This is a genomic window from Polaromonas sp. P1_A2 (assembly GCF_056406895.1).
Window position 1 is genome coordinate 132,708 of record NZ_JBFTZI010000002.1, and the last position, 23,966, is coordinate 156,673.

Below are 23,966 nucleotides of genomic sequence, written 5' to 3' on the forward strand. Positions count from 1 at the left end.
TGCCGGGCCGCAGGCGCAGCGCCCCCTTTCGTGATGAAAGGGGCAGCGAGATGCCGCAGGCTCACGAAGTGACGAGCGTGGGGGCCATCGTTTATGCTTTAGAGATGAAACTCCACAACTATTTCCGCTCATCGTCGTCGTTTCGTGTACGCATCGCGATGGAGCTCAAGGGCCTGAGCTACGACTACATTCCCGTGCACATCGCCAAGGGCGAACACAAGCAGCCGCCGTATGCCGCCCTGGCCGCCGACACCCTGGTGCCGCTGCTCGAAGTCGACGGTGAAAAACTCTCGCAGTCCATGGCCATCATCGAATACCTGGACGAAAAACACCCCACGCCGGCCCTGTTGCCGGCCGACGCGCTGGGCCGTGCCAAGGTGCGTGCGCTGGCCCAGTCGATTGCCTGTGAAATCCATCCCGTCAACAATCTGCGCATCCTCAAATACCTGGTCAAGGAGCTCAAGCTTGACGAGGCGGCCAAAAACGCCTGGTATGTGCACTGGTGCCGCGAAGGGCTGGAGGCCTTTGAACGCCAGCTGGCGCAGTTGCCGCCATCGACCTATTGCTACGGCAACACGCCCACCCTGGCCGACTGCTGCCTGGTGCCGCAAATCTTCAATGCCAAGCGCTTTAATGTGAGCTTTGACGGCCTGCCGCGCACCATGGCCGCGTTTGACGCCTGCATGGCGCTGCCGGCCTTCCAGAAGGCCCAGCCTTCGGCTTGCCCCGACAACGAGGCTTGATCTGCCTGTGCATGCGGATTGGCTGATTCCCGACTGGCCGGCACCCGCCGGTGTGCGTGCGGTGTTCACCACCCGGGCGGGCGGCCTGTCGGCCGCGCCTTATGACAGCCTGAACCTGGGCGACCATGTCGGCGACCTGCCGGCCAGGGTCGCGGCCAACCGCGCCTTGTTGCGCCAGGCCCTGGGCGGCCGCGCGGTTTTTCTGCAGCAGGTGCATGGCAATGAAGTGCTGGCGCTCGACGCCGCTACCGACGACGGCTTGCAGGCCGATGCGTGTGTGACGAAAGAAGCCGGCATCGCCTGCACCATCATGGTGGCCGACTGTCTTCCTGTTTTGTTGGCTATTGCGGATGGTGTGACGGTGGCTGCCGCGCATGCGGGCTGGCGTGGACTGGCGGGCGGCAAAAATGGAAGAGGCGTTCTTGAATCGGTGCATACCGCGATGGGCGCCGATGCGGACACCGTGGCATGGCTGGGCCCGTGCATAGGGCCCTCGGCCTTTGAAGTCGGCCCTGAAGTCAAAGCCGCATTTGAAGCCGCGCAATCCGAAGCCGGCCGCCTGTTCAAACCCACCGGTTCGGGCAAATACCTGGCCGACCTGCCTGGCCTGGCGCGGCTGCGTCTCCATGCGCTGGGTATCACCCGGATCTACGGCAATGACGGCAGCGATGCCTGGTGCACCGTGCGCAATCCCTCGCGGTTTTTCTCGCACAGGCGCGATGCCGGCCCCGCCGGCAATGGCTTTGGCACAACGGGACGCATGGCAGCCTGCATCTGGCGCGATTGAAGCGCTGCCTTATCCGCTGTGCGGCCGCATGCGTATGCCACTTTTTGGTGCGATCGACCCGGCGTATGGGCGCGCAGTTCTCAGCCCTTCGGTGCTTCTTCCGCAGCGTTCTCGCGCGGTGAATCCTTTGCTGCAGTTTGCTGCAGGCGTTCCTGCTCCGCGCGTTTTTTGAGCGCCTTGCTGCGCGCGGGAGCGCCCATCAGGTAAACCACCAATGCCACAGGACCCAGTCCATAGAGTACAAAGGTAACCACAGCCCCGAGGACCGTACCGTTGCTGTTTGTCGCTTCGGCAACGCTCATCATGAGCACAACGTAAATCCAGGCGATGACAACCAAATACATAAATACTTGAAACTGGGCGTGCAGTCGGAAATTTTTAAAGCAAATCCTACGATACTGGTGGTGTGCTCAAAAGAGTCACCGAGACTCAACATGATCGGGGATATAAATGGATTCTGACGCAAACCGGGCCCAGGCGGCCCGTCAGATGCAAGAGACTTTTGCCGCGGGCCTGCAACAGGCCATGGGGGCCATGGCAAGCGGCATGCCGGCGGGCTTTGGTTTTCCCAACGGCGTGAGTGGCGCGAACGGTGCTCAGGGCCAGCCCCTGCTGCAGTTCGACCCGGCCAAGCTCCAGGAACTGCAGCAGCGCTACATCGCGGATGCCTCGGCCCTCTGGAACCAGGGCCTGCAGGACGGTGCCGACACCCTGGTGGCCTCGGACCGCCGCTTTTCCAATGAAGCCTGGAAAGCCAACCCGGTCTCGAAATTTTCCGCTTCCACCTATTTGCTCAATGCCCGCACCCTGATGGAACTGGCCGACGCGGTGCAGGCCGACGCCAAGACGCGCGCGCGCGTGCGTTTTGCCGTCGAACAATGGATGGCGGCCACCGCGCCCAGTAATTTCCTGGCGCTCAATGCCGAGGCTCAGCAAAAAGCCATCCAGAGCCAGGGCGAAAGCATTGCCCAGGGCATCACCAACCTGCTGCACGACATGAAGCAGGGCCATGTGTCCATGACCGACGAGCGTGTGTTCGAGGTCGGCAAGAACGTCGCCACCACCGAAGGCGCGGTGGTGTTCGAGAACGAATTCTTCCAGCTGCTCGAATACAAGCCGCTCACGGCCAAGGTCTATGAAAAGCCCTTTTTGCTGGTGCCGCCCTGCATCAACAAGTTCTACATTCTTGATTTGCAGCCCGAGAACTCGCTGATCCGCTACGCGGTCAGCCAGGGCCACCGCACTTTTGTGGTCAGCTGGCGCAACCCCGACGAGTCCATGGCCGGCAAGACCTGGGACGACTACATCGAGCACGCCGCCATCAAGGCCATCGAAGTGGTGCAGGACATCACCGGCGCCAAAACGCTGAACGCCTTGGGCTTTTGTGTGGGCGGCACCATCCTGGGCACGGCGCTGTCGGTGCTGGCCGCGCGCGGCAAAAAACCGGTGGCCAGCGCCACCTTGCTGACTTCCTTCCTGGACTTCACCGACACCGGCATCCTGGACATCTTCATCGACGAAACCTCGGTCAAGTACCGCGAGGCCGAGATGGGGCAGGGCGGTTTGCTCAAGGGCCAGGACCTGGCTTCCACCTTCAGCTTTTTGCGGCCCAACGACCTCGTCTGGAACTATGTGGTGGGCAACTACCTCAAGGGCGAAACGCCGCCGCCCTTTGACCTGCTCTACTGGAACAGCGACTCCACCAACCTGCCCGGGCCTTTTTACGCCTGGTACCTGCGCAACACCTATTTCGAGAACAACCTCGTCAAGCCCGGCAAAGCCGTGGTCTGCGGGCAGAAGGTCGACCTGCGCAAGGTCGACATCCCGGTCTACCTCTACGGCTCGCGCGAAGACCACATCGTGCCCATAGGTGGCGCTTATGCTTCCACCCAGCATTTGCCGGGCCCCAAGCGTTTTGTGATGGGGGCTTCAGGCCACATCGCCGGCGTGATCAACCCGCCGGCCAAGAAAAAACGCAGCTACTGGACCCGTGACAAGCTGCCGCAGGGCAAATTCCCGGCCACCCAGGCCGAATGGCTCAAGGGCGCGACCGAGCACCCCGGCAGCTGGTGGACGGACTGGTCGGACTGGCTCACAGGCCATGCCGGCAAGCAGGTCGCAGCGCCCAAGGCCTACGGCAGCCGCAAATACACCGTCATAGAGCCCGCGCCGGGCCGCTACGTCAAGGCCAAGGCCTGAGCGCCGGCACGCGCGGCCCTGTCATCACAGTTTAAAAACCACTCCAGAAACTTCAAAAAGGGAACACATCATGGAAGACATCGTTATCGTTGCAGCCGGCCGCACCGCGGTGGGCAAATTCGGCGGCTCGCTGGCCAAGATCCCCGCGACCGAACTCGGCGCGGCCGTCATCAAGGGCGTGCTGGAGCGCTCCGGCCTGAGCGCCGAGCAATTGGGTGAAGTCATCATGGGCCAGGTGCTCACGGCCGGCGTCGGCCAGAACCCGGCGCGCCAGTCCGTCATCAAGGCCGGTTTCCCCAACGGCATCCCGGGCCTGACCATCAACGCGGTCTGCGGTTCTGGCCTCAAGTCGGTCATGCTCGCGGCCCAGGCCGTGGCCACGGGCGACAGCGAAATCGTGATCGCCGGCGGCCAGGAAAACATGAGCGCCGCACCGCACGTGCTCAACGGCTCGCGTGACGGCCAGCGCATGGGCGACTGGAAGATGGTCGACTCCATGATCGTCGACGGCCTGTGGGACGTCTACAACCAGTACCACATGGGCATCACCGCCGAGAACGTCGCCAAAAAATACGGCATTGACCGCGCCGCGCAGGACGCGCTGGCCCTGGCCAGCCAGACCAAGGCCGCGGCCGCGCAGGACGCCGGCAAGTTCAAGGACGAAATCATCCCCGTCACCATTCCCCAGAAGAAGGGCGACCCGGTGGTGTTCGCCGCCGACGAGTTCATCAACCGCAAGACCAGCGCCGAAGGCCTGGCCGGCCTGCGCCCGGCCTTCGACAAGGCCGGCGGCGTGACGGCCGGCAATGCCTCGGGCCTGAACGACGGCGCCGCCGCCGTGATGGTCATGACGGCCAAAAAGGCCGCCGCGCTGGGCCTGAAGCCGCTGGCGCGCATTGCCAGCTACGCCACCACCGGCCTGGACCCGGCCTACATGGGCATGGGCCCGGTGCCGGCCTCGACCAAGGCGCTGCAGCGCGCGGGCTGGAAAGCCCAGGACCTGGACCTGCTCGAAATCAACGAAGCCTTCGCGGCCCAGGCCTGCGCGGTCAACAAGGAAATGGGCTGGGACACCAGCAAGGTCAACGTCAACGGCGGCGCCATCGCCATCGGCCACCCGATTGGTGCGTCCGGTTGCCGCATTCTGGTGACGCTGCTGCACGAGATGGCGCGCCGCGACGCGAAAAAAGGCATCGCCAGCCTGTGCATAGGCGGCGGCATGGGGGTAGCCCTGACCCTGGAGCGCTGAGCCCGGGGTCACAATGCTCCAACCGGCACACATCCTGCATACGCAGTGATCGCAGCCATGGCACGCGTTGGGACATTCAACGGTTTTCAGGCAGTTAAAAAGCGTTAAAGACAGTTCACAAAATCAATCAAGGAGATCGCAATGGCAAAAAAAGTAGCGTACGTCACGGGCGGCATGGGCGGCATTGGAACCGCCATCTGCCAACGCCTGGCTAAAGACGGTTTCACGGTGATCGCGGGCTGCGGCCCCACGCGCGACTATGCCAAGTGGCTCGATGAGCAGAAGGCGCTGGGCCACACCTTTTACGCCTCGGTGGGCAATGTCGGCGACTGGGACTCCACCGTCGCGGCCTTCGACAAGGTCAAGGCCGAGCACGGCCCGGTGTCGGTACTGGTCAACAACGCCGGCATCACGCGCGACGGCCAGTTCCGCAAGATGAGCAAGGCCGACTGGGACGCGGTGATTTCCACCAACCTCAACAGCATGTTCAACGTGACCAAGCAGGTCATCGAGGGCATGATTGAAGCGGGCTTCGGGCGCATCATCAACATCTCCTCGGTCAACGGCCAGAAGGGCCAGTTCGGCCAGGTCAACTACTCCACCGCCAAGGCCGGCCTGCACGGCTTCACCATGGCGCTGGCGCAGGAGGTCGCGGCCAAGGGCGTGACGGTCAACACCGTGAGCCCGGGCTATATCGGCACCGACATGGTGAAAGCCATCCGCCCCGACGTGCTCGAAAAAATCGTCGCGGGTGTGCCGGCCAAGCGCCTGGGCCAGCCCGAAGAAATCGCCTCCATCATTGCGTGGATCGCGTCCGAAGAAGGCGGCTATGCGACCGGCGCGGACTTCTCGCTCAATGGCGGCCTGCACATGGGCTGATCGCCTTCCAGGCGCTTGGTAAAAAACCCGCCTCGGCGGGTTTTTTTTATGGCTCAGCGCAAAGAAGGAAGGACGCGAAAAACTCAGGGCAGAGGCTCGAAAGAAACATAGCGTCCCTTCACGTCCAGCACGGTGCCGGGCTTCTCGGTCGCTTCGGCCGCCTGCTGGAATCCCAACGACAGGAAGATGCCGTGTTCCGGCAGCCAGACATAGTCCGAGCGGCGCTCGGCGGCCTGCTCGCTGGCATGGCTGGTGCAATTGACCCTGGCGTAGGAGCCGGTGAAGCCGGTGCCGATCGCTGAACCGTCCACCTGCCCGGAACGCTCGCAGTGCCGGCTGCTCTGGTAGCGCGTGGTCTGCAGCGTCAGGCTCTTGCCGTCGGTGTCGGACAGCCTGTCCATGGTGAGGTCCAGCTTCCATGCGGCTGCGTCGGGCGTTCCGCCTTCCTGCGTGCTTTTGAGGGCTTGCACCGAGTCGTTGTACCAACCGACCCGGCCCATCAGGTCGTGCACCAGCGGCGCGACTTCGCGGCTGCGCGTGTGCACCGAAAACAGGTTGCGAAACAGCACGTAGCGCTCCTGGTAGACCACGCTGCGGCCCCCCAGGTCGAACCAGTCGTCCTGGCGCATGACCAGTCCGTTTCCCATGGGTTGCAGGGTCACGCGAATCTCCACTTCCAGCTGGCCGGACGGCGAGGAATAGCTGCGCCGGGTGGCGTACTTGAATGAGCGCGTGACGGGTTTGCCGAACGAAGGGTCCAGCGCGGCCGCGTTGGCGACCACCTGGGGCGAAAGATCCGAGAGCGCCAGCGGCTGGTAGGGATGCAGGTAGGCGATCACCGCCAGCGCCAGGGCGATCAGCGTCAAGGGCGCCCACCAGTAGCCTATCCACCGATTTCGTTTGACGGAAGACGTGGGGTTCGGCATGCGGCCATTGTAGGCATGGGCCTGCGGCCGGGCCCCTGGTTTTACCCTCAATGCAAGCGCTTCAACGCTGCCGTCCCGGGGCCTGCTGGGGCCAGCCCTCGCAAACATCCCGCGGGCGCGTGGGGATTTGGCAGCTGGGCGCCCAGGCAACTGTAGTAAATTGAACGGACGTGTTCTACGGGGACAGCCCGCCTGCCGGGCTGCGTCGCAGGCCTTCCTTGGAGTCTTGATGGGCTCTTAACCGTTTTCTAAAAGGAATCCCTCCCGCATGCCCCACAGCGTCTCCCTGATCAGCACCATCGCCGCCGGCCTGGGCCTGGCCTTGATCTTTGGCTTTCTTGCCGTGCGGCTGCGTTTGCCCGCGCTGGTGGGCTATCTGCTGGCGGGCGTGATCATCGGACCCTTCACGCCCGGCTTTGTGGCCGACGCGGAGATCGCCAGCCAGCTTGCCGAAATCGGCGTGATGCTGCTGATGTTCGGCGTGGGCCTGCATTTTTCGCTCGACGACCTGCTGGCGGTGCGCAAGATCGCCGTGCCCGGTGCCGTTGTGCAGATGACGGTGGCCACCGCGCTGGGCATGGGCCTGGCGCACTGGTGGGGCTGGAACCTGGGCGGCGCGCTGGTGTTCGGCCTCTCGCTTTCCGTGGCCAGCACTGTGGTGCTGCTGCGCGCGCTGGAAAGCCGCGGCATCCTCGATTCGGTCAACGGGCGCATCGCCGTGGGCTGGCTGGTCGTCGAAGACCTGGCCATGGTGCTTGTGCTGGTGCTGCTGCCGCCGCTGGGCGGCTGGCTGTCGGGCAAGGTCGATGCCGACGTCAACGCGCTGTGGAAAACGCTGGGCATCACCTTGCTGCAAGTGGGCGGCTTTGTGGTCCTGATGCTGGTGGTGGGGCGGCGCTTTTTCCCCTGGGTGCTGTGGCAGGTACAGCGCACCGGCTCGCGCGAGCTGTTCACGCTGTGCGTGGTGGCCGCCGCCGTGAGCATCGCCTTCGGCGCCACGGCGCTGTTCGGCGTGTCCTTCGCGCTGGGCGCCTTCTTCGCCGGCATGGTGATGCGCGAGTCCGAGTTCAGCCACCGCGCCGCCGAGGAGTCGCTGCCCCTGCGCGACGCTTTCGCCGTGCTGTTTTTTGTGTCGGTGGGCATGCTCTTCGACCCCTGGGTGCTGCTGGAGCGGCCGCTGCAGGTGCTGGCCGTGGTGGCCATCATCATCGTCGGCAAGACACTCGCGGCCGGCGCGCTGGTGCTGGCTTTCCGCTACCCGCTCAACACGGCGCTTACGGTCTCGGCCAGCCTGGCGCAGATCGGCGAGTTCTCCTTCATCCTGGTCGGCCTGGGTGCCTCGCTGGGCCTGCTGCCGCCCGAGGGGCAAAGCCTGGTGCTGGCCGGCGCCCTGATCTCCATCGCGCTCAACCAGCTGGTGTTCAAGGCGGTGCAGCCGCTGCAGCAATGGATACTGGCGAAGTCGCCGCTGGCGCGCAAGCTCGAGGCGCGCGACGACCCGACCGCCGAACTGCCGGCCAGCACCGACGAAAAATATCTGTCCAACCACGTGGTGCTGGTGGGTTATGGGCGGGTGGGGCGGCGCATTGCCGAGGCGCTCAAAGCGCACCACGTCCCCTTTGTGGTGGCCGAGCAGAATCGCGAGGCGGTGGAGCGGCTACGGGCCGAGGGAACGGCCGCCGTGTCAGGCGACGCCGTGGAAGCCGAAGTGATGGTGCAGGCTCATATCGCGCAGGCGCGCATGCTGGTGATCGCCACGCCCGACACCCTGGACGTGCGGCAGATGGTGGCGACGGCGCGCACGCTCAATCCTGCCATTGAAATCGTGGTGCGTACCCACAACGAGGCCGAAGCACGGCTGCTCGACAGCGAGAAGGCCGGCAAGGTCTTCCTCGGCGAGCAGGAGCTGGCGCAGTCCATGACGCGCCATGTGCTGGAGCGTTCCGGCGCGGCCGCAGCGCCGGACGCAAGCCACTAGTGCCTCAGGCCGTGGCGAGCGGCGTGTCGATGAAAGGCCTGATGTTGCGCATCGCGCGCGCGACGTAGTCTTCCTTCTCGCCCACGGGCGCGACGTAATGCATCGCGCCGTGCGCCTCCGCCAGGCCCACCAGGCGGGCAATGACCCAGGCGGCCAGGTATTGCGAGGCCAGGCAGCCGCCGGCCGTCGCCACATTGCCCTTGGCCACAAAAGGCTGGTTCAGCACGGTGACGCCGGCTTCCTCGACCCAGGGTTTGGTCGTCAGGTCGGTGCAGGCCGGCACGCCGGCAAGCAGCCCGAGTTTTGCCAGCACCAGCGTGCCCGAGCACTGCGCGCCCAGCAACTGCCGCGAAGGGTCCAGCCGCAACTGCGCCATCAAGGCCGAATCGGCCACCACCTCGCGCGTACGCATGCCGCTGCCGACGATGACCGCGTCGGCGGCGCTGGCTTCGGCCAGCGATGCCTGCGCTTCAAGCACCACGCCGTTCATGGACTTCACGCGCGCGGTGGGGCTGGCAATCGACACGCGCCATCCCGGCTTCCTGACGCGGTTGAGGATGCCGAGCGCTATCAGCGAGTCGAGTTCATTAAAGCCTTCAAAGGTGAGGATGGCGATGTGCATGGTGGCGGTTTCTCCGTGGTGTATGGATTCAGGTGGAACCATCGTAGACATGCTACGCAATACAATCAAATGATTGTCATGGATACATCGCCCTATGGCCCAGGCCCGCTACAAACAATTGGTTGATACGCTCGCAGCGGACATTCGCGCGGGGCGACTGCCGCCGGGCACGCGCCTGCCCACCCACCGCGGGCTTGCCGAAGAGCATGGCCTGGCGCTGGTGACGGCGACGCGCGTTTATGCGGAGCTCGGGGCCATGGGTCTGGTCAGCGGCGAAACCGGCCGCGGCACCTTTGTGCGGGAGAGCACGCTTGCGCGCGAACTGGGCATAGACCAGCACGTCGTGGCCTCGGGCATGGTGGACCTGAATTTCAACTACCCGTCGCTGCCGGGCCAGGCCGAGCTGCTGCGAGAGGGCTTGCGCCAGCTCGCCGCCTCCGGCGACCTGGAGGCCCTGTTGCGCTACCAGCCGCACGGAGGGCGCCCGCATGAGCGCGCGGCCATGGCGCGCCACCTCGCATCCCGGGGCTTAAGTGTGAGTGCGGACCAGGTGGTGATTGTGAACGGCGCCCAGCAAGGCCTGGCCATCACCGCCATGGCGCTGCTGCAGCCGGGCGATGTGGTCGCGGCCGATGCGCTCAGCTATCCGGGCTTCAAGGTGCTGGCCCAAGCGCATCGCCTGGAGCTCGCGCCGATTCCGGCGGCCGGCAACGGCCCCGACCTGGACGCGCTGGAGCGCCTGTGCCGGCGCCGGCGTGTACGCGCCGTCTATGCGATGCCGACGCTGCACAACCCCCTGGGCTGGGTCATGGGTCCGAGCCGCCGGCGCCAGCTGGTGGCCATTGCCCGGCGGCATGGCCTGCTCATCATCGAGGATGCGGCCTATGCTTTTCTCGCCCAGGACCCGCCAGCCCCGCTGGCGGCGCTGGCCCCCGAAATTACGGTTTATGTGTCGGGGCTTTCCAAGAGTGTGGCAACCGGCTTGCGTGTCGGCTTTGTTGCCGCACCGGCTGGGGACGTTCCCAGGCTGGAGCGTGCGATCAGGGCCAGCACCTGGAATACGCCCGGCGTGATGACGGCGCTGGCCTGCGGCTGGCTGGAAGACGGCACGGTCGCCCGCCTCGAATCGGAAAAACGCAGCGACGCTGAAGCCCGCCAGGCGATTGCCGCCGAGGTCTTCGCGGGGCTGCGCTGTGTGCGCCATCCGTCCTCTTATTTCGTCTGGCTTCCGATGGCGGAGGAACAGCGGGCCGACAAGCTTGCCGCGGCGCTCATGCGCGAGGGGATATCGGTGTCCACGGCCGAAGCCTTCGCGACCACCGCCCAGGTGCCGCATGCCATCCGCCTGGCCCTGGGATCGGTGGGGCTGGAAACGCTGCGCGAGGCGCTGCAAAAAGTCAGGCACGCGGTAGACGCGCAAGCCTGGTGAGGCCCTAGTTCTTCGCCCTGGCCCGCAGCACGGCCGAGCGCACCAGTGCCAGCCTGTCGTTGCCGAAATACATGTCTTCGCCCACAAAAAAGGTGGGCGAGCCGAAGGCGCCGCGGCGTATGGCTTCGTCGGTGTTGGCCTTGAGTTGCTCCTTGATGTCGGGCCGGGCGATGCCTGCCAGGAAAGCCTCGGCATCAATGCCCACCTGCCGGCAAATCGCGGCTAGCACCTCGTCCTGCGAGATGTCTTCCTCGCGCGTGAAATAGGCCGCGAAAGTGGCTTCGATGAAAGCGAGGTAATGCGGCTGCGCCGCGGCATCCTGCGCAATCCACAGGCAGCCGCGCATGGCCTTGACGCTGTTGACCGGGAATATTTTGGGCGGGAAGGCGATCTTCAGGCCGGCTTCGCGCGCGTTGTCGCGCACGTCCTTGAGCATGTAGCGGTTCTTGGGCGTGTCCATGTCTTCGCGCGCCGCGTAAATGCCTTTGTTGACGCTGTTGAAGATGCCGCCCACCAGCACGGGTTTCCAGTTGATGGTCTCCTCGAGTTCGGCCGCCAGCGGCTGGATGTTGCGAAAGGCGATATAGGTCCAGGGGCTGGAGCAGTCGAAGAAAAATTCAATCATGGTGTGTCTCTTGGGGGCTGTTTTTTGTGGGGGAGGTCAGGACATCTTGTGCGCGCCCTCGCGCACGCTTTGCGAAGTTTGGCCGAACAAGGCTTTGCGCGCCTCTTCGGTCAGGGCCGGCGCACGCAGCTCCTTGCCCAGGTCCAGCCCGCGTTTGACGGCCAGCCTCTCGAACAAGGCGTCGTACCAGCGCTGCACATGCGGGAATTTTTGCAGGTCCACCTGCTGCGCCTTGTGGGTGCGTACCCAGGGGAAGATGGCCATGTCGGCAATGGAATAATCGGCGCCGGCCACAAACGCGCCCGTGCGTGCCAGCTGCGCATCGAGCACCCCGTAAAGGCGGTCCACCTCCTTGCCGTAGCGGTCTATGGCGTAGGGAATTTTCTCGGGCGCGTACAAAAGAAAGTGGCCGTTTTGCCCGGCCATGGGGCCCAGCCCGCCCATCTGCCACATCAGCCACTGCAGGGCCTGGTAGCGCTCGCGCAGGCCCGTGGGCAGGAAACGGCCGCTTTTTTCGGCCAGGTAAAGCAGGATGGCGCCGCTTTCAAATACCGCCACGGGTGCGCCGCCGCCGGCGGGCGCATGGTCGACGATGGCCGGCATGCGGTTGTTGGGGCTGATGGCCAGGAAGTCCGGCGCGAACTGCTCGCCCTTGCCGATGTTGACGGGGTGCAGGCGGTAGGGCAGGCCGCATTCCTCCAGCATGATGGAGATCTTCCATCCGTTGGGCGTAGGCCAGTAGTGCAGGTCAATCATGGGAATCCTCCAAAGTGAAGTGCGTCAGGTCAGGTACGCCAGCTGCGGGTGGCCGGCGGCGAGACGCCGCGCTTCGCTGCCGCCCGGCGCCATCATGCTGAAGTCCGAAAAATCAAAGCCCGGCCCGACCATGCAGGCCACCAGTGTGTAGCCCGCGGCATCACCGGCCCTGGGCCTGGCGGCCTGCCACAAGCCGGCCGCCACTACATGCTGGGGCAGGGCGGCGGCGCTCACGGGGCCCAGGGCGGCGCTGTGCAGGCGGCCGTCCGCCGCGTCCCAGGTCCAGAGCTCCAGCGGCGCGCCTTCCAGGTGCACCCACACCTCGTCGGACAGCACGCGGTGCCAGCGCGAGTGCTGCGCGGTTTCGAGCAGGAAATAAATCGAGGTCAGGGCGCTGCGCGCGGGCCTGCCGTCCTGCGGCATGACCTGGCCCGCGGAGCGGAACACCTCGCGGTACCAGCCGCCTTCCGGGTGGGGCTGCAGTTGCAGCTGTTCAATCAGTTGCCGGGTGCGGGGCGTCGGTGTCGATGGCATGAGGCGCAGTGTGCCTGAGAACCTGTTTACGGTCTAAACGGGGCCGCGCAAACCCCTTCTCGAGATGGGATGCAAGGCGCGGCGCGGCGCCCATAGTTCACCTATGGGCTAGCGCCGCAACGCCGCAGACCGCCCGAGAAAGGGTTTGCCCTCCGGGTTGGGGTGACGCAAACGCGGTCGCGTTTGCATCCCCGTTGGGGCAGCCGCACGACGCCCAGCCGGCCGGCCGGCTGGGCGGTCGGGCGATTGAGCCACCCAGGCCCTTGCATGGGCATTAGCCCATGCGGCGTGCCCGGTCGGCCCACTCATCCCGATTGCACCCCAACGCGGTCCCGTTTAGACCGTAAACAGGTTCTTAACCCGCCAGGGCTTTCAATCGGCAAGGATTGCCCCCGCATCTTGCGGGGCAGCCTCTCTATTCGAGGTCTTCGATGGCCAGGCTGTGGTACTTCTGCGCGTAAGAGAAAGGCACTTTGCGCACCACCTCCATGATGCGCTCCGTGGCGTCCTTGTTGGGCACGGGAATCATCAGCGCATGGTGGCCTTCGCGGGCCAGGTCCACATACTTGTGGACGGTGGCGCCTTCGGTGCCGACGCGCGGCAGGCGCACGTCCGAATGGCCGTCGGCGCGGCTGATGTCGGCGATGATGTCTTCGGGCGTCAGCAGCATGACGCCGTCGCTGGCCACTTCCAGCTCGTGCGCCACATGTCTGGCGTCTTCGGCGTCCGGGAACATGATGAAGGCGTATCCGGTGGGGTAAAACACACCGCCCATACTGAGCATTTTTTTGGTCAGCTCAAAGTGCTTCATGGCGAGTCCTTTCATGCATTGCGTTGCAATAACGAATCATTAAGGCGCGGAAACTGGGTATTTCCGGTCAGCGCTTACATCCTCTTCCTGTAAGACGTGAACGTCAATCCCCCCGTCCAGGCTCACTGCGTGTAGCCTGTTCCCCCTCAAGGGGCGGCGCCTGGGGCCGGCAAAGCCGGACCCGTGGCCCCCGCTGGCAAGACACTCCATCGCCGATCGCGATCAAAGAACTCTTCAACTCAGCATGAGCCGCGGGACTGGCTTTGCCAGACCGCAGGCGGGCGGCCCCCTCGGGGGGCAGGGAGCTACACGCAGTGAGCGACCGTGGGGGCCTGATTCCTAGTTCAGCTCTTCAAGCTTGACACTGGGCTCGGCCATCACGCGCACCGTGCTTTGCAGCCCTTGCAGGAGCTGGTTGGCGAAAAAGCTGCTCTGGGTGTCGGGCTCCAGCGCCGCGATCACGAGATTGGCCATGGGCTGGTTGAGCGGCACGTAGTAGCTGCCGCGCGGCACGTCGACCACGCCGCGCGCCAGGCTGACCTGCACCTTGATGATGGCGTTGCCGTCGGCGATGGTACCGCGCACGTCCTGGCGTTCGCCCGAGGTGCTGGCCGTTTCGCGGTAGCTGTCGCCCAGCATGGAGCCCTGCTCGGCCACACGCATGACCTGCACGCCGTGCAGGCGCAGCCTGTCGACGGCCACGGTGGACGCGGCCGACAGCCAGTAGCCGCAGGGACGGGCCCGGGCTTTCAGCGTGCGCAGCGCGAGCGCGGAATCCCAGTCCACGCTGAGGGCCTTGTCGGCGCCGGTGACAGGGTCCAGCATCAGCAGTTCGTACTGGGCGGCGGTGGGGGCGGCTTCGACGATGGCCTGCTCTTTGCAGGCCTGGGCGCTGACTTCCTTGTCGAGGTAGGGGCGCAGCTGCTGCAATTCATTGGCGCGCTGGGCGGTGCTGGCCAGCACGCTGGTGATGGCCGTGACCTGGGTGTGCACGCGCCGCTGGATGTGCAGCCGGCCTATGCCGACGCCGCGCGTCTCGACCAGCAGGCTGATGGCGTTTTTCAGCCCGTTCACGTTGCGGCCGGTGTCGGGCTGCGTGCCGCCCATGGAGATTTTTTTGTCGGCCAGGTCGCCGGAGGTGGTGTAGTACCACTCGCTGCTGAGGTTCTGGCCCTTGAGCGCGGCCAGCAGCGGGCGGCGGTACCACTCTTCGGCGGCCTTGGTCAAAAACTCGGGCAGGTTGGCGGTGGTGGCGTACTGGAACAGCGCGTCGAACTTCTGCACCGCGCCGAATTTCTGCAGGTAGCGGCCCACCACCGTGTATTCATGGGCATCGACCACCACAGTCGGCTTGTAGTCGCGGGCCAGCCGGGCCAATGCCTGGGCTTCGGGTGTGTTCAGCAGCAGGTGGTCGCGGTTCATGTCCAGGCCGCCGCTGGTGGCGCGCTGGTCGATGGCGGCGCCGTCGGGATTGCCGCGCGGAACGATGACCACGTTGATGCGCTCGAGCGCCGGCTGCAGCAGGCCCTGCGCGAGTTCGCGCGCAATCACCAGCAGCGCCTCGCTGCCGGCCGGCTCGTCGCCGTGCTGCTGGCCGACCAGCAGCACCGTGGGCTTGCCGGCGGCCTGCATGACGGCCGGGTCCGTGCCGCCGGCGCGCGTCAGCACCAGCGCCTCCAGCGCTTCGCCGCGCTGCGAGCGGCCTATCGGCAGCACGCTGGCCCGCAGGCCCGGCGTGCGCGTGGCGGCCGCTGCCTGTTCGCGCAGCCAGGCCTGGATTTCGGCCTGGGTGGTGAAGCTGCTGCGGCCTGCCTGCAGGCCGGGCGTGTTGTAGGTCACCGAAGGCGCCGGGAAGCGGGCGGCAACGGCGGCGCTGTAAGGGGCGGGCGCCTCGCCCTGGGCGGCGGGCGGGGAGGGCTGCACGGCCGGGGCTGCCGGTACGGGCGTTACCTGCACGGCAGCCGGCGGGGCCGGGCGCGGCGCGGCGGGAGCCGGAGCGACAACGGCGGGCTGTGCCGAAGGCGGTGTCCATGGCGGCAGCGGAACCGAGGTGCAGGCAGCCAGCAGGGCCAGCGGCGCGAGCAGGGCCAGCGGGCGCAGGCGGTGAACGTAGGGGGCGGGGCGTTGCGTGGTCCGGGTTCGCGGCATGGTGGTCGTCATGGATTTTTGCGTCTCAAGCATGGCCTGGTGCTACAAAGAATGGAGCGCTCATATTACCCGGCTTGCCGCCCCGGCCGCGTGGTGGTTTGATGAAAAATGGCGGTTGCCCGCACATGTAACGGCGCCGCCGGCGCCGGCGCAAAACCCTTGCCGCCGCGGGCCGCGGCCTTTCTGGGAAAATGTCGCCATGCCTCTTGCGGTTTCCACCCCTTCTTTCTCGCACTCTCCGGACGCCGGACATCCCTGGCGCCTGAGCGTGGCCCCCATGATGGACTGGACCGACAGGCATTGCCGCCACTTCCACCGGCTGCTGTCGCGCCATGCCCTGCTCTACACCGAGATGGTGACCACGGGCGCACTGATCCACGGCGACGTGGAGCGCCACCTGCGCTTCAATGCCGAAGAGCATCCCGTGGCCCTGCAACTGGGCGGCAGCGAACCGGCCGACCTGGCGCAGTGCGCCAGGCTGGGCGAGCAATGGGGGTATGACGAAATCAACCTCAACTGCGGCTGCCCCAGTGAACGCGTGCAGCGCGGCGCCTTCGGCGCCTGCCTGATGGCCGAGCCGCAATTGGTGGCCGATTGCGTGAAGGCTATGGTCGACGTGGTGGACGTGCCGGTCACCGTGAAGCACCGCATAGGCATCGACAAGGGCGAGAGCTACGAATTTGTGCGCGACTTTGTGGGCACGGTCAGCGAGGCCGGCTGCAAGGTCTTTATCGTGCATGCCCGCAACGCCTGGCTCAAGGGCCTTTCGCCCAAGGAAAACCGCGAGGTCCCGCCGCTGCGTTATGAACTCGTGCACCGCCTCAAGCGCGAATTTCCGTACCTGGGGATTTGCATCAACGGCGGCATCAACACGCAGGAAGAGGTGGCCGGGCACCTGGCCGCGCTTGACGGCGTGATGATAGGCCGCGAGGCCTATCACAACCCCTGGTGGCTGGCGTCCTGGGACAGCGCATTCTTCGGCGCCGCCGAATCCCCGCTGAGCCGCGAGGCCGTGGAGTCGCAGATGTGCGACTACATGGTGCGCGAGGCCGCCGAGCATGGCACGCCCAAGAGCGCCATCGCGCGCCACATGCTGGGCCTGCGCAACGGCCTGCCAGGCGCGCGGCGCTGGCGCCAGGTCTGGAGCGACCATCGCCTGCGCGATATGCCGCCGCATGCCGTGATGGCGCTGGCGCATGAAATGCCGGCTGTATCGCCATCGGCGCTGGCCGATGCCGCCACCATGGCCCATGCCTGATTCCGCACAAAAACAGGCGCGCCGGGCGCTGGCCCTGCTCTGGCTGGTGCCGGCGCTATGGACGGTCAACTACATCGTGGCGCGCAAGGCGCCGGGCGTGATAGGCCCCTATCTACTGGCTTTTGGCCGCTGGGGCCTGGCGGCGCTGCTCCTGCTGCTGCTGACCCGGTCCGAGCTGTGGCGCGAGCGCGGCCACATCGCCAAGATGTGGTGGCAGTACCTGGTCTTGGGCACCCTGGGCATGGTGATTTGCGGCGCCTGGGTTTACCAGGGGGCGCGTTCCACGGGGGCGATGAACATCGCGCTGATTTATTCGGCCTCGCCGGTGCTGATAGGCCTGGGCGCGGTGGTCTGGCTGGGCGAGCGCCTGAGCCTGCGCCAGGGCCTGGGCGTGGTGCTGGCCATTGCCGGCGTGGTGCATGTGGTGGTCAAAGGCCAGTGGACCGCGCTGGCCGGCGTGCAGTTCTCGGCCGGAGACCTGTGGATCGTGGCCGCCACGGTGTCCTGGGCGGCTTATGCCTTGCTGCAAAAGCAGTGGCCCAGCCCGTTGGGCGCCACGGCCCGCCTGGCCGCCATCTGCATAGGTGGCACCCTGGTGCTGCTTCCCTTGACGGTGTGGGAAATGTCACGGCCGCAAGCCTTGCCGCTGACCGGCTACGGCCTGTGGCTGATTGTGGTGGCCGCGATTGTGCCGGGGCTGGGCGCCTACTGGATTTACGGCTGGGCGCAAAAAATCCTGGGCGCCAGCCGCGTGGCGGTGTCGCTGTATCTCGGGCCTTTGTATGCGGGGCTGGCCGCCTGGGGTGTGTTGGGCGAACCGTTGGGCTGGCACCACGCGGTGGGCGCTGCATTGATCTTGCCCGGCGTATTTTTTGTAACGGGCGCCGGCAAGGGGCTGACGAAAAAACATTCAAGGCCCATACTGACAGAAGGAACTTGAAATTCCTGACACGCGTTGGCGACTTCGGCTTGCGTCCTGCTGTTTGTTCGCGCAACGTGTGTGCATGAGTTTTGTCTTTTGAATGCGGCCGCATCTTGAAATGGATAGCGGCAAGCAAATCGCGTTCTCAACAAAATCTCCCGGAGCTGTCTGATCATCTGCATGATCAGCTATTGAAAATATAGCAAGCTCAACGGCCGGCATGACAAGCGCACACCGCTACCGGCATGTGCACACACGCATACACATCAGTCGCATTCGTTAAAAAATACGCTGTACCTATTCGCGCATTTGGAAAATAATGGAGTCGATAGTTCGTTGGAACTTTCCATTGAAGTCTCGATCTATCAGTCAGCTGGTGTGAGACAAAAGTTCGATGCATAGCGCGGAATCTGGAGCAGGTTTCCATCTCGAGTCGGGGTTCTTCGGTACCCGCGCGCAAAGGAGGATTTATGGATGTCGTCCGTAATTTTCTGACGCGTTATGAACAGACGCGAGAAGAGGAACTGTCCATCGAGGACTACCTCGATGCCTGCAAGCGAGATCCCCTCGTCTATGCCACCGCGGCCGAGCGCATGCTCGCTGCCATCGGCGAGCCGGAGCTGCTGGATACCCGGCACGACCAGCGCCTGTCGCGCGTGTTCGGCAACAAGGTCATCAAGATTTACCCGGCATTCAAGGATTTCTACGGCCTGGAGGATCCCATCGAGCAGGTGGTTTCCTACTTCCGCCATGCCGCGCAGGGCCTGGAAGAGAAAAAACAAATCCTGTACCTGCTGGGCCCCGTGGGCGGCGGCAAGTCGTCGATCGCCGAGCGGCTTAAACAGCTGATGGAGCAGGTGCCCTTTTATGCGCTGAAAGGCTCGCCGGTCAATGAGTCGCCGCTCAGCCTGTTCAACAACACCGAGGACGCCCCCCTGCTCGAAGCGCAGTACGGCATTGCGCCGCGCTACCTGCAGCGGGTGATGTCGCCGTGGGCGGTCAAGCGCCTCGAGGAATACGGCGGCGACATCCGGCGTTTTCGCGTGGTCAAGCGCTTTCCTTCCATCCTGAAGCAATGCGCCATTTCCAAGACCGAGCCCGGGGACGAGAACAACCAGGACATTTCCTCGCTGGTCGGCAAGATCGACATCCGCAAACTGGAAACCTATGCCCAGGACGATCCCGATGCCTACAGCTATTCCGGCGGCCTGTGCCTGGCCAACCAGGGCTTGCTGGAATTTGTCGAGATGTTCAAGGCACCCATCAAGGTGCTGCACCCCTTGCTGACAGCCACCCAGGAGGGCAACTTCAAGGGCACGGAAGGCTTCGGCGCCATTCCCTTCGACGGCATCGTGATGGCGCACTCCAACGAAAGCGAGTGGAAGGCCTTCAAGAACAACCGGAACAACGAGGCTTTCCTGGACCGGATCTACATCGTCAAGATTCCGTACTGCCTGCGCGTGTCGGAAGAAATCCGGATCTATGAAAAACTGATTCACAACTCCTCGCTGCGCGAGGCCATCTGTGCGCCCGGCACCTTGAAGATGATGGCGCAGTTTGCCGTGCTGACGCGCCTGAAGGAACCCGAGAGTTCCAGCATCTTCAGCAAGCTGCAGGTGTATGACGGCGAAAACCTCAAGGACACCGACCCGAAAGCCAAGAGCTACCAGGAGTACCGCGACTACGCGGGCGTCGACGAGGGCATGAACGGCATCTCGACGCGATTTGCCTTCAAGATCCTGTCCAAGGTGTTCAACTTCGACTCCACCGAGATCGCGGCCAACCCGGTGCACCTGATGTATGTGCTGGAGCAGCAGATAGAGCGTGAGCAATTCCCGCCGGAGACCGAGCAGAAGTACCTGGCCTACATCAAGGAAATCCTGGCCATGCGGTATGCCGAGTTCATCGGCAAGGAAATCCAGACGGCTTACCTGGAGTCCTATTCGGAATACGGCCAGAATATTTTCGACCGCTACGTGACTTATGCCGATTTCTGGATCCAGGACCAGGAATACCGTGACACCGATACCGGGGAAATTTTCGACCGCTCGGCGCTCAATGCCGAGCTCGAAAAAATCGAGAAGCCGGCCGGCATCAGCAACCCGAAAGACTTCCGCAACGAGATTGTCAATTTTGTGCTGCGCGCGCGCGCCAACAATGCCGGCAAGAACCCCTTGTGGACCAGCTATGAAAAGCTGAGGACCGTGATCGAGAAAAAAATGTTCTCGAATACCGAGGACCTGTTGCCGGTGATTTCCTTCAACGCCAAGGCCAGCGCGGACGAGCAGCAAAAACACGAGGACTTCGTCAACCGCATGGTCGCCAAGGGCTACACCACGCGCCAGGTCCGCCTGCTGTGCGACTGGTACCTGCGGGTGCGCAAGAGTTCCTGAGTCCATGGCGCGCCGCGGCGGGTGCGCCATGTGTCATGTGTATCTGACCGGAGATCACCGTGCTCCAGCAAGTCATTGACAGGCGGTTGTCGGGCAAGAACAAGTCCATAGGCAACCGCGAGCGCTTCCTGCGCCGCTTTCGCGAGCAGATACGCGATACCGTGCGCCGCGCCGTCGCCGGCCGCAGCATCCATGACATCGAACAGGGCGAAGACGTCACCCTGCCGCGGCGCGACGTGTACCAGCCGGTGTTTGAGCACACCGGCGGCACGCGCGAGAGCGTGCATCCCGGCAACCGCGAATACGTGCGCGGCGACCGCATCGCCAAGCCGCAGGGTGGCCGCGGCGGCGGCTCGGGCGGCGAGGCCAGCCCCGACGGCGTAGGCGAAGACGACTTTGTCTTTCGCATCACGCGCGAAGAGTTCATGCAGTATTTCTTTGACGACCTCGCGCTGCCCGACCTGATTCGCACCCAGCTTCTGCCCGATGCGCCGGAATGGAAGTCGCGCCGCGCCGGTTTCATCTCGGACGGAACGCCGACCAACCTGCACATCGTGCGTTCGCTGCGGGTGGCGCTGAGCCGGCGCATCGCCATAGGCGGGGAAACCCGGCGGCAATTGCATGAGCTGGAGGCGCAGCTGGCGCTGGCCGAGCGCGGGGCGCCCGCCTTGCCGGGCGAGATTCTGGCCCTGAAAACGCAGATCGACGTGCTTCGCCGGCGGCTCAAGACCATCCCGTTTTTTGACCCCTTCGACCTGCGTTACCGCAACCGGGTCAGGGTACCGCAGCCCAGCGCCAAGGCGGTTATGTTCTGCCTGATGGATGTCTCGGGCTCGATGGATGAAACACGCAAGGACATCGCCAAACGGTTTTTTATCCTGCTGTACCTGTTCCTCAAAAAGCATTACGAGAGGACAGACGTCGTCTTCATCCGCCACCACACCCAGGCGACCGAGGTGTCCGAAGAAGAGTTCTTCCAGTCGACCGAGACCGGCGGCACCGTGGTGTCCAGTGCCCTGGCCTTGATGCACCAGATCATCCAGGAGCGCTACCCGCCAGGCGACTGGAACATTTACGGCGCCCAGGCTTCGGACGGCGACAACTGGCACCAGGATTCGGCCCGCTGCCGCGAACTGCTGGTCGGCAAGCTGCTGCCGGTGTCGCGGTATTTCGCCTATGTCCAGGTCGGTGAAGAAGACCAGAACCTCTGGGAGGAGTACACCCAGGTGCAGGAGGACAACCGGAACTTCGCGATGCGCAAAGTCGCCGCCGCCGACGAGATCTTTCCGGTGTTCAGGGAACTGTTCAAAAAAGGCGTCAAGCCATGACAAAGACCAGTGCGAAAAAGCCTGCCGAAGTCGCGGCCCCGGGCTTGTCCGGTGTATCCGGTACAGGGCGCCGGCGCGCCTGCCTGCCCAGCCCGTCCGACTGGTCCTTCGAGTTGATCGAGCTCTACCACGGCGAGATTGCGCGGACGGCGAAGTCCTTCGGCCTGGACACTTATCCGGTGCAGCTTGAAGTCATCACCGCCGAGCAGATGATTGATGCCTATGCGTCGGTGGGCATGCCGGTCAATTACCGGCACTGGTCCTTCGGCAAGCAGTTCATCTCGACGGAGAAAAATTACCGCCGCGGCCAGATGGGGCTGGCTTACGAGGTCGTGATCAATTCCAACCCTTGCATCGCCTACCTGATGGAAGAAAACACCATGCCCATGCAGGCGCTGGTGATGGCCCATGCCTGCTACGGCCACAACTCCTTCTTCAAGGGCAACTACCTGTTCCAGATGTGGACCGATGCCGCCGCCATCATCGATTACCTGGTCTACGCGCGGGCCTACATCAGCGAGTGCGAGGAGCGCCACGGCTGGGAGCCCGTCGAACAGTTGCTGGACTCCTGCCATGCGTTGATGAGCCATGGCGTGGACCGCTACCAGCGCTCGCAGAAGCTGTCGCTCGCGGAAGAAGAGAGCAGGCGCAAGGACCGCGAGGCCTATTTGCAGCAGCAGCTCAACGACTTGTGGCGTACGGTGCCCAGATCAGCCGACAAGCCGGCAGAAAAGCCCAGTCGCCGTTTTCCGCCGGAGCCGCAGGAAAACATCCTGTATTTCATCGAAAAAAATGCGCCCCTGCTGGAGCCCTGGCAACGCGAGGTGATCCGCATCGTGCGCAAGATAGGCCAGTACTTTTACCCGCAGCGCCAGACCCAGATCATGAACGAGGGCTGGGCCACGTTCTGGCATTACACGCTGCTCAATACCATGTACGAAGAGGGCTTGCTGACCGACGGATTCATGATCGAATGCCTGCGGTCGCACACCAACGTCATTTACCAGCCGCCGGTGACACACCCGGCCTATAGCGGCGTCAACCCCTATGCGCTGGGGTTTGCCATGTTCACCGACCTCAAGCGTATTTGCCAGTCGCCCACGGATGAAGACCGGCTGTGGCTGCCGGATGTCGCGGGCTCGGACTGGCGGGAGACGCTGGATTACGCGATGCGGCATTTCCGCGATGAGAGTTTCATCGGGCAATACCTGTCGCCCCATTTGATACGCGAGTTCCGCCTTTTTTCCGTGGTGGACGATGCCGGCCAGCCTGAGCTGGAGGTGGCGGCCATCCACGACGCCGACGGTTACCGGCATGTGCGCGAGGCGCTGTCGCGCCAGCATGACCTGAACTACCGCGAGCCCAACATCCAGGTCTGGGACGTGGACGTGCGCGGGAACCGCTCACTGACGCTGCGCCACAGCCGCCACAACGACAGGACGCTCACCGACGACGTCCAGGAAGTGATCAAGCATGTTGCGCGCCTCTGGGGTTTTCGCGTGCTGCTTGAAAGCGTGGACAAGCACGGCAAGGTGGTGCAGCACTGGGAGGCGCAGCCGCAGGCCTGACGCCTGCCTTGGGCCTGTCAGGCTGCCGCTTCCAGCCCGTTCCTGAAATGTTCGCGCATGCGCTGCGCGGTGGCCTCGGCGTCGCGCGCGGCCAGGGCCTGCATGATGGCGCGGTGCTCGGCCAGCGACTCTTCGATACGGCCGCTCTTGAGCAGCGAGTTGTGGCGGTTGAGCTTCATCACCTTGCGCAGGTCGGCCACCATCTGGTCGCGCCAGCGGTTGTTGGCGATTTCCAGCAGCCGCATGTGAAAGGCCTCGTTGATCTCGAAAAAGCGCTCGCGGTTGCCGGCGGCTTTTTCAAGTTCCTCGTGCAGGCCCTGCAGTTCCTTGAGCTGGGACGGCGTCGCCTGGGTGGCCACCACGCCGGCCGCGTCGCTTTCGAGCAGGGCGAGCAGGTGGTAGACGTCGGCCAGGTCGCGTTCGGAGACTTCCGTCACATAAGCGCCGCGCCGGACCTTCATGGTGACCAGGCCCTCGGTGGCCAGCACCTTGAGGGCCTCGCGCAGCGGCGTGCGGCTGATGCCGTATTCCTCGGCCAGCTTGAGCTCGTCTATCCAGCTGCCCGGCGCCAGCTCGCGGCTGAAAATACGCTGGCGCAAGAGCTCGGCGACTTCTTCATAAAGCGCTCGGGGAGTCAGGGACACGGCGGCCATGGACATAGGGTGTTTTTTGGGTGGGGCAGGAAGCTTCAGCGGGCGCTGCTTCCTGTCAGCGCTGGCGCTATCTTAACTCAAACTGAATTTTGCATCAATAATTATAAATGATGTAAACTTGCCCCCGATTCATGTATTCACCTCGGCTTGAGCCTATG

At 64.3% G+C, this 23,966-nt stretch carries 21 protein-coding genes; 12 read left to right on the forward strand and 9 right to left on the reverse strand.

What is annotated here, in order from left to right:
- Positions 1-104 precede the first annotated feature (104 nt).
- A complete protein-coding gene (gene maiA / locus AC1D09_RS07605; protein WP_477662959.1) occupies positions 105-743 on the forward strand; it encodes a maleylacetoacetate isomerase in 639 nt (212 codons plus the stop codon).
- Positions 744-750: 7 nt separating this feature from the next.
- Complete coding sequence (gene pgeF / locus AC1D09_RS07610) at positions 751-1,530, forward strand: peptidoglycan editing factor PgeF (RefSeq protein WP_477662960.1); 780 nt, start codon at positions 751-753, stop codon at positions 1,528-1,530.
- An 80-nt stretch (positions 1,531-1,610) separates the two neighbouring features.
- Here pgeF and AC1D09_RS07615 read toward each other — a convergent pair whose 3' ends face one another.
- Complete coding sequence (locus AC1D09_RS07615; RefSeq protein WP_477662961.1) at positions 1,611-1,874, reverse strand: hypothetical protein; 264 nt, start codon at positions 1,872-1,874, stop codon at positions 1,611-1,613.
- 106 nt (positions 1,875-1,980) lie between these two features.
- Here AC1D09_RS07615 and phaC point away from each other — a divergent pair, with 106 nt between their 5' ends.
- From phaC to phbB, 3 genes are all read left to right on the forward strand, one after another.
- Positions 1,981-3,729: a class I poly(R)-hydroxyalkanoic acid synthase gene (gene phaC / locus AC1D09_RS07620; protein WP_477662962.1), complete on the forward strand. Its 1,749-nt coding sequence runs from the start codon at positions 1,981-1,983 to the stop codon at positions 3,727-3,729.
- Between the two features lie 70 nt (positions 3,730-3,799).
- Positions 3,800-4,978 (forward strand): acetyl-CoA C-acetyltransferase, encoded by a 1,179-nt coding sequence (locus tag AC1D09_RS07625; RefSeq protein WP_477662963.1) that lies wholly within the window; start codon positions 3,800-3,802, stop codon positions 4,976-4,978.
- Between the two features lie 141 nt (positions 4,979-5,119).
- Positions 5,120-5,857: an acetoacetyl-CoA reductase gene (phbB, locus tag AC1D09_RS07630; RefSeq protein WP_007866947.1), complete on the forward strand. Its 738-nt coding sequence runs from the start codon at positions 5,120-5,122 to the stop codon at positions 5,855-5,857.
- 83 nt (positions 5,858-5,940) lie between these two features.
- On the opposite strand, the gene AC1D09_RS07635 is transcribed toward phbB, so the two are convergent.
- Positions 5,941-6,783 carry a hypothetical protein gene (locus AC1D09_RS07635; RefSeq protein WP_477662964.1) on the reverse strand — a complete coding sequence of 281 codons (843 nt, stop codon included), beginning with the start codon at positions 6,781-6,783 and terminating at the stop codon, positions 5,941-5,943.
- Between the two features lie 268 nt (positions 6,784-7,051).
- Here AC1D09_RS07635 and AC1D09_RS07640 point away from each other — a divergent pair, with 268 nt between their 5' ends.
- Entirely contained in the window at positions 7,052-8,761 is a 1,710-nt protein-coding gene (locus AC1D09_RS07640) for a cation:proton antiporter domain-containing protein (RefSeq protein WP_477662965.1), read from the forward strand.
- A gap of 4 nt (positions 8,762-8,765) precedes the next feature.
- Here the strand turns inward: AC1D09_RS07640 and AC1D09_RS07645 are convergent, their stop codons facing one another.
- Positions 8,766-9,383: a DJ-1/PfpI family protein gene (locus AC1D09_RS07645; protein WP_477663012.1), complete on the reverse strand. Its 618-nt coding sequence runs from the start codon at positions 9,381-9,383 to the stop codon at positions 8,766-8,768.
- A 94-nt stretch (positions 9,384-9,477) separates the two neighbouring features.
- On the opposite strand from AC1D09_RS07645, the gene AC1D09_RS07650 reads away from it, so the two are divergent.
- Positions 9,478-10,812, forward strand: a complete 1,335-nt coding sequence (locus tag AC1D09_RS07650; RefSeq protein ID WP_477662966.1) for an aminotransferase-like domain-containing protein — start codon at positions 9,478-9,480, stop codon at positions 10,810-10,812.
- A 4-nt stretch (positions 10,813-10,816) separates the two neighbouring features.
- Here AC1D09_RS07650 and AC1D09_RS07655 read toward each other — a convergent pair whose 3' ends face one another.
- The 5 genes from AC1D09_RS07655 to AC1D09_RS07675 form a co-directional block, all read right to left on the reverse strand.
- Positions 10,817-11,437, reverse strand: a complete 621-nt coding sequence (locus AC1D09_RS07655) for a DsbA family protein (RefSeq protein ID WP_477662967.1) — start codon at positions 11,435-11,437, stop codon at positions 10,817-10,819.
- 36 nt (positions 11,438-11,473) lie between these two features.
- Entirely contained in the window at positions 11,474-12,193 is a 720-nt protein-coding gene (locus tag AC1D09_RS07660; protein ID WP_477662968.1) for a glutathione binding-like protein, read from the reverse strand.
- Between the two features lie 24 nt (positions 12,194-12,217).
- A complete protein-coding gene (locus AC1D09_RS07665; protein ID WP_477662969.1) occupies positions 12,218-12,727 on the reverse strand; it encodes a cupin domain-containing protein in 510 nt (169 codons plus the stop codon).
- 415 nt (positions 12,728-13,142) lie between these two features.
- Positions 13,143-13,538: an RNA-binding protein gene (locus tag AC1D09_RS07670; protein WP_477662970.1), complete on the reverse strand. Its 396-nt coding sequence runs from the start codon at positions 13,536-13,538 to the stop codon at positions 13,143-13,145.
- Between the two features lie 339 nt (positions 13,539-13,877).
- A complete protein-coding gene (locus tag AC1D09_RS07675; protein ID WP_477663013.1) occupies positions 13,878-15,698 on the reverse strand; it encodes a M14 family metallopeptidase in 1,821 nt (606 codons plus the stop codon).
- Between the two features lie 187 nt (positions 15,699-15,885).
- Between AC1D09_RS07675 and dusA the strand changes: the two genes are divergently transcribed.
- The 5 genes from dusA (at position 15,886) to AC1D09_RS07700 (ending at position 23,155) form a co-directional block, all read left to right on the forward strand.
- On the forward strand, positions 15,886-16,944 hold the full coding sequence (gene dusA / locus AC1D09_RS07680; protein WP_477662971.1) for a tRNA dihydrouridine(20/20a) synthase DusA: 1,059 nt from the start codon (positions 15,886-15,888) through the stop codon (positions 16,942-16,944).
- Positions 16,937-17,884, forward strand: coding sequence for a DMT family transporter (locus AC1D09_RS07685; protein WP_477662972.1), 948 nt, complete (start codon positions 16,937-16,939; stop codon positions 17,882-17,884). The genes dusA and AC1D09_RS07685 overlap by 8 nt, the downstream gene beginning before the upstream one ends.
- Positions 17,885-18,336: 452 nt before the next feature.
- Positions 18,337-20,259 carry a PrkA family serine protein kinase gene (locus AC1D09_RS07690; RefSeq protein WP_477662973.1) on the forward strand — a complete coding sequence of 641 codons (1,923 nt, stop codon included), beginning with the start codon at positions 18,337-18,339 and terminating at the stop codon, positions 20,257-20,259.
- Positions 20,260-20,312: 53 nt separating this feature from the next.
- Positions 20,313-21,587, forward strand: coding sequence for a YeaH/YhbH family protein (locus tag AC1D09_RS07695; protein ID WP_477701064.1), 1,275 nt, complete (start codon positions 20,313-20,315; stop codon positions 21,585-21,587).
- A complete protein-coding gene (locus AC1D09_RS07700; RefSeq protein ID WP_477662974.1) occupies positions 21,584-23,155 on the forward strand; it encodes a SpoVR family protein in 1,572 nt (523 codons plus the stop codon). The genes AC1D09_RS07695 and AC1D09_RS07700 overlap by 4 nt, the downstream gene beginning before the upstream one ends.
- A gap of 17 nt (positions 23,156-23,172) precedes the next feature.
- On the opposite strand, the gene AC1D09_RS07705 is transcribed toward AC1D09_RS07700, so the two are convergent.
- Positions 23,173-23,808, reverse strand: coding sequence for a GntR family transcriptional regulator (locus AC1D09_RS07705; RefSeq protein WP_477663015.1), 636 nt, complete (start codon positions 23,806-23,808; stop codon positions 23,173-23,175).
- Between the last annotated feature and the right edge of the window lie 158 nt (positions 23,809-23,966).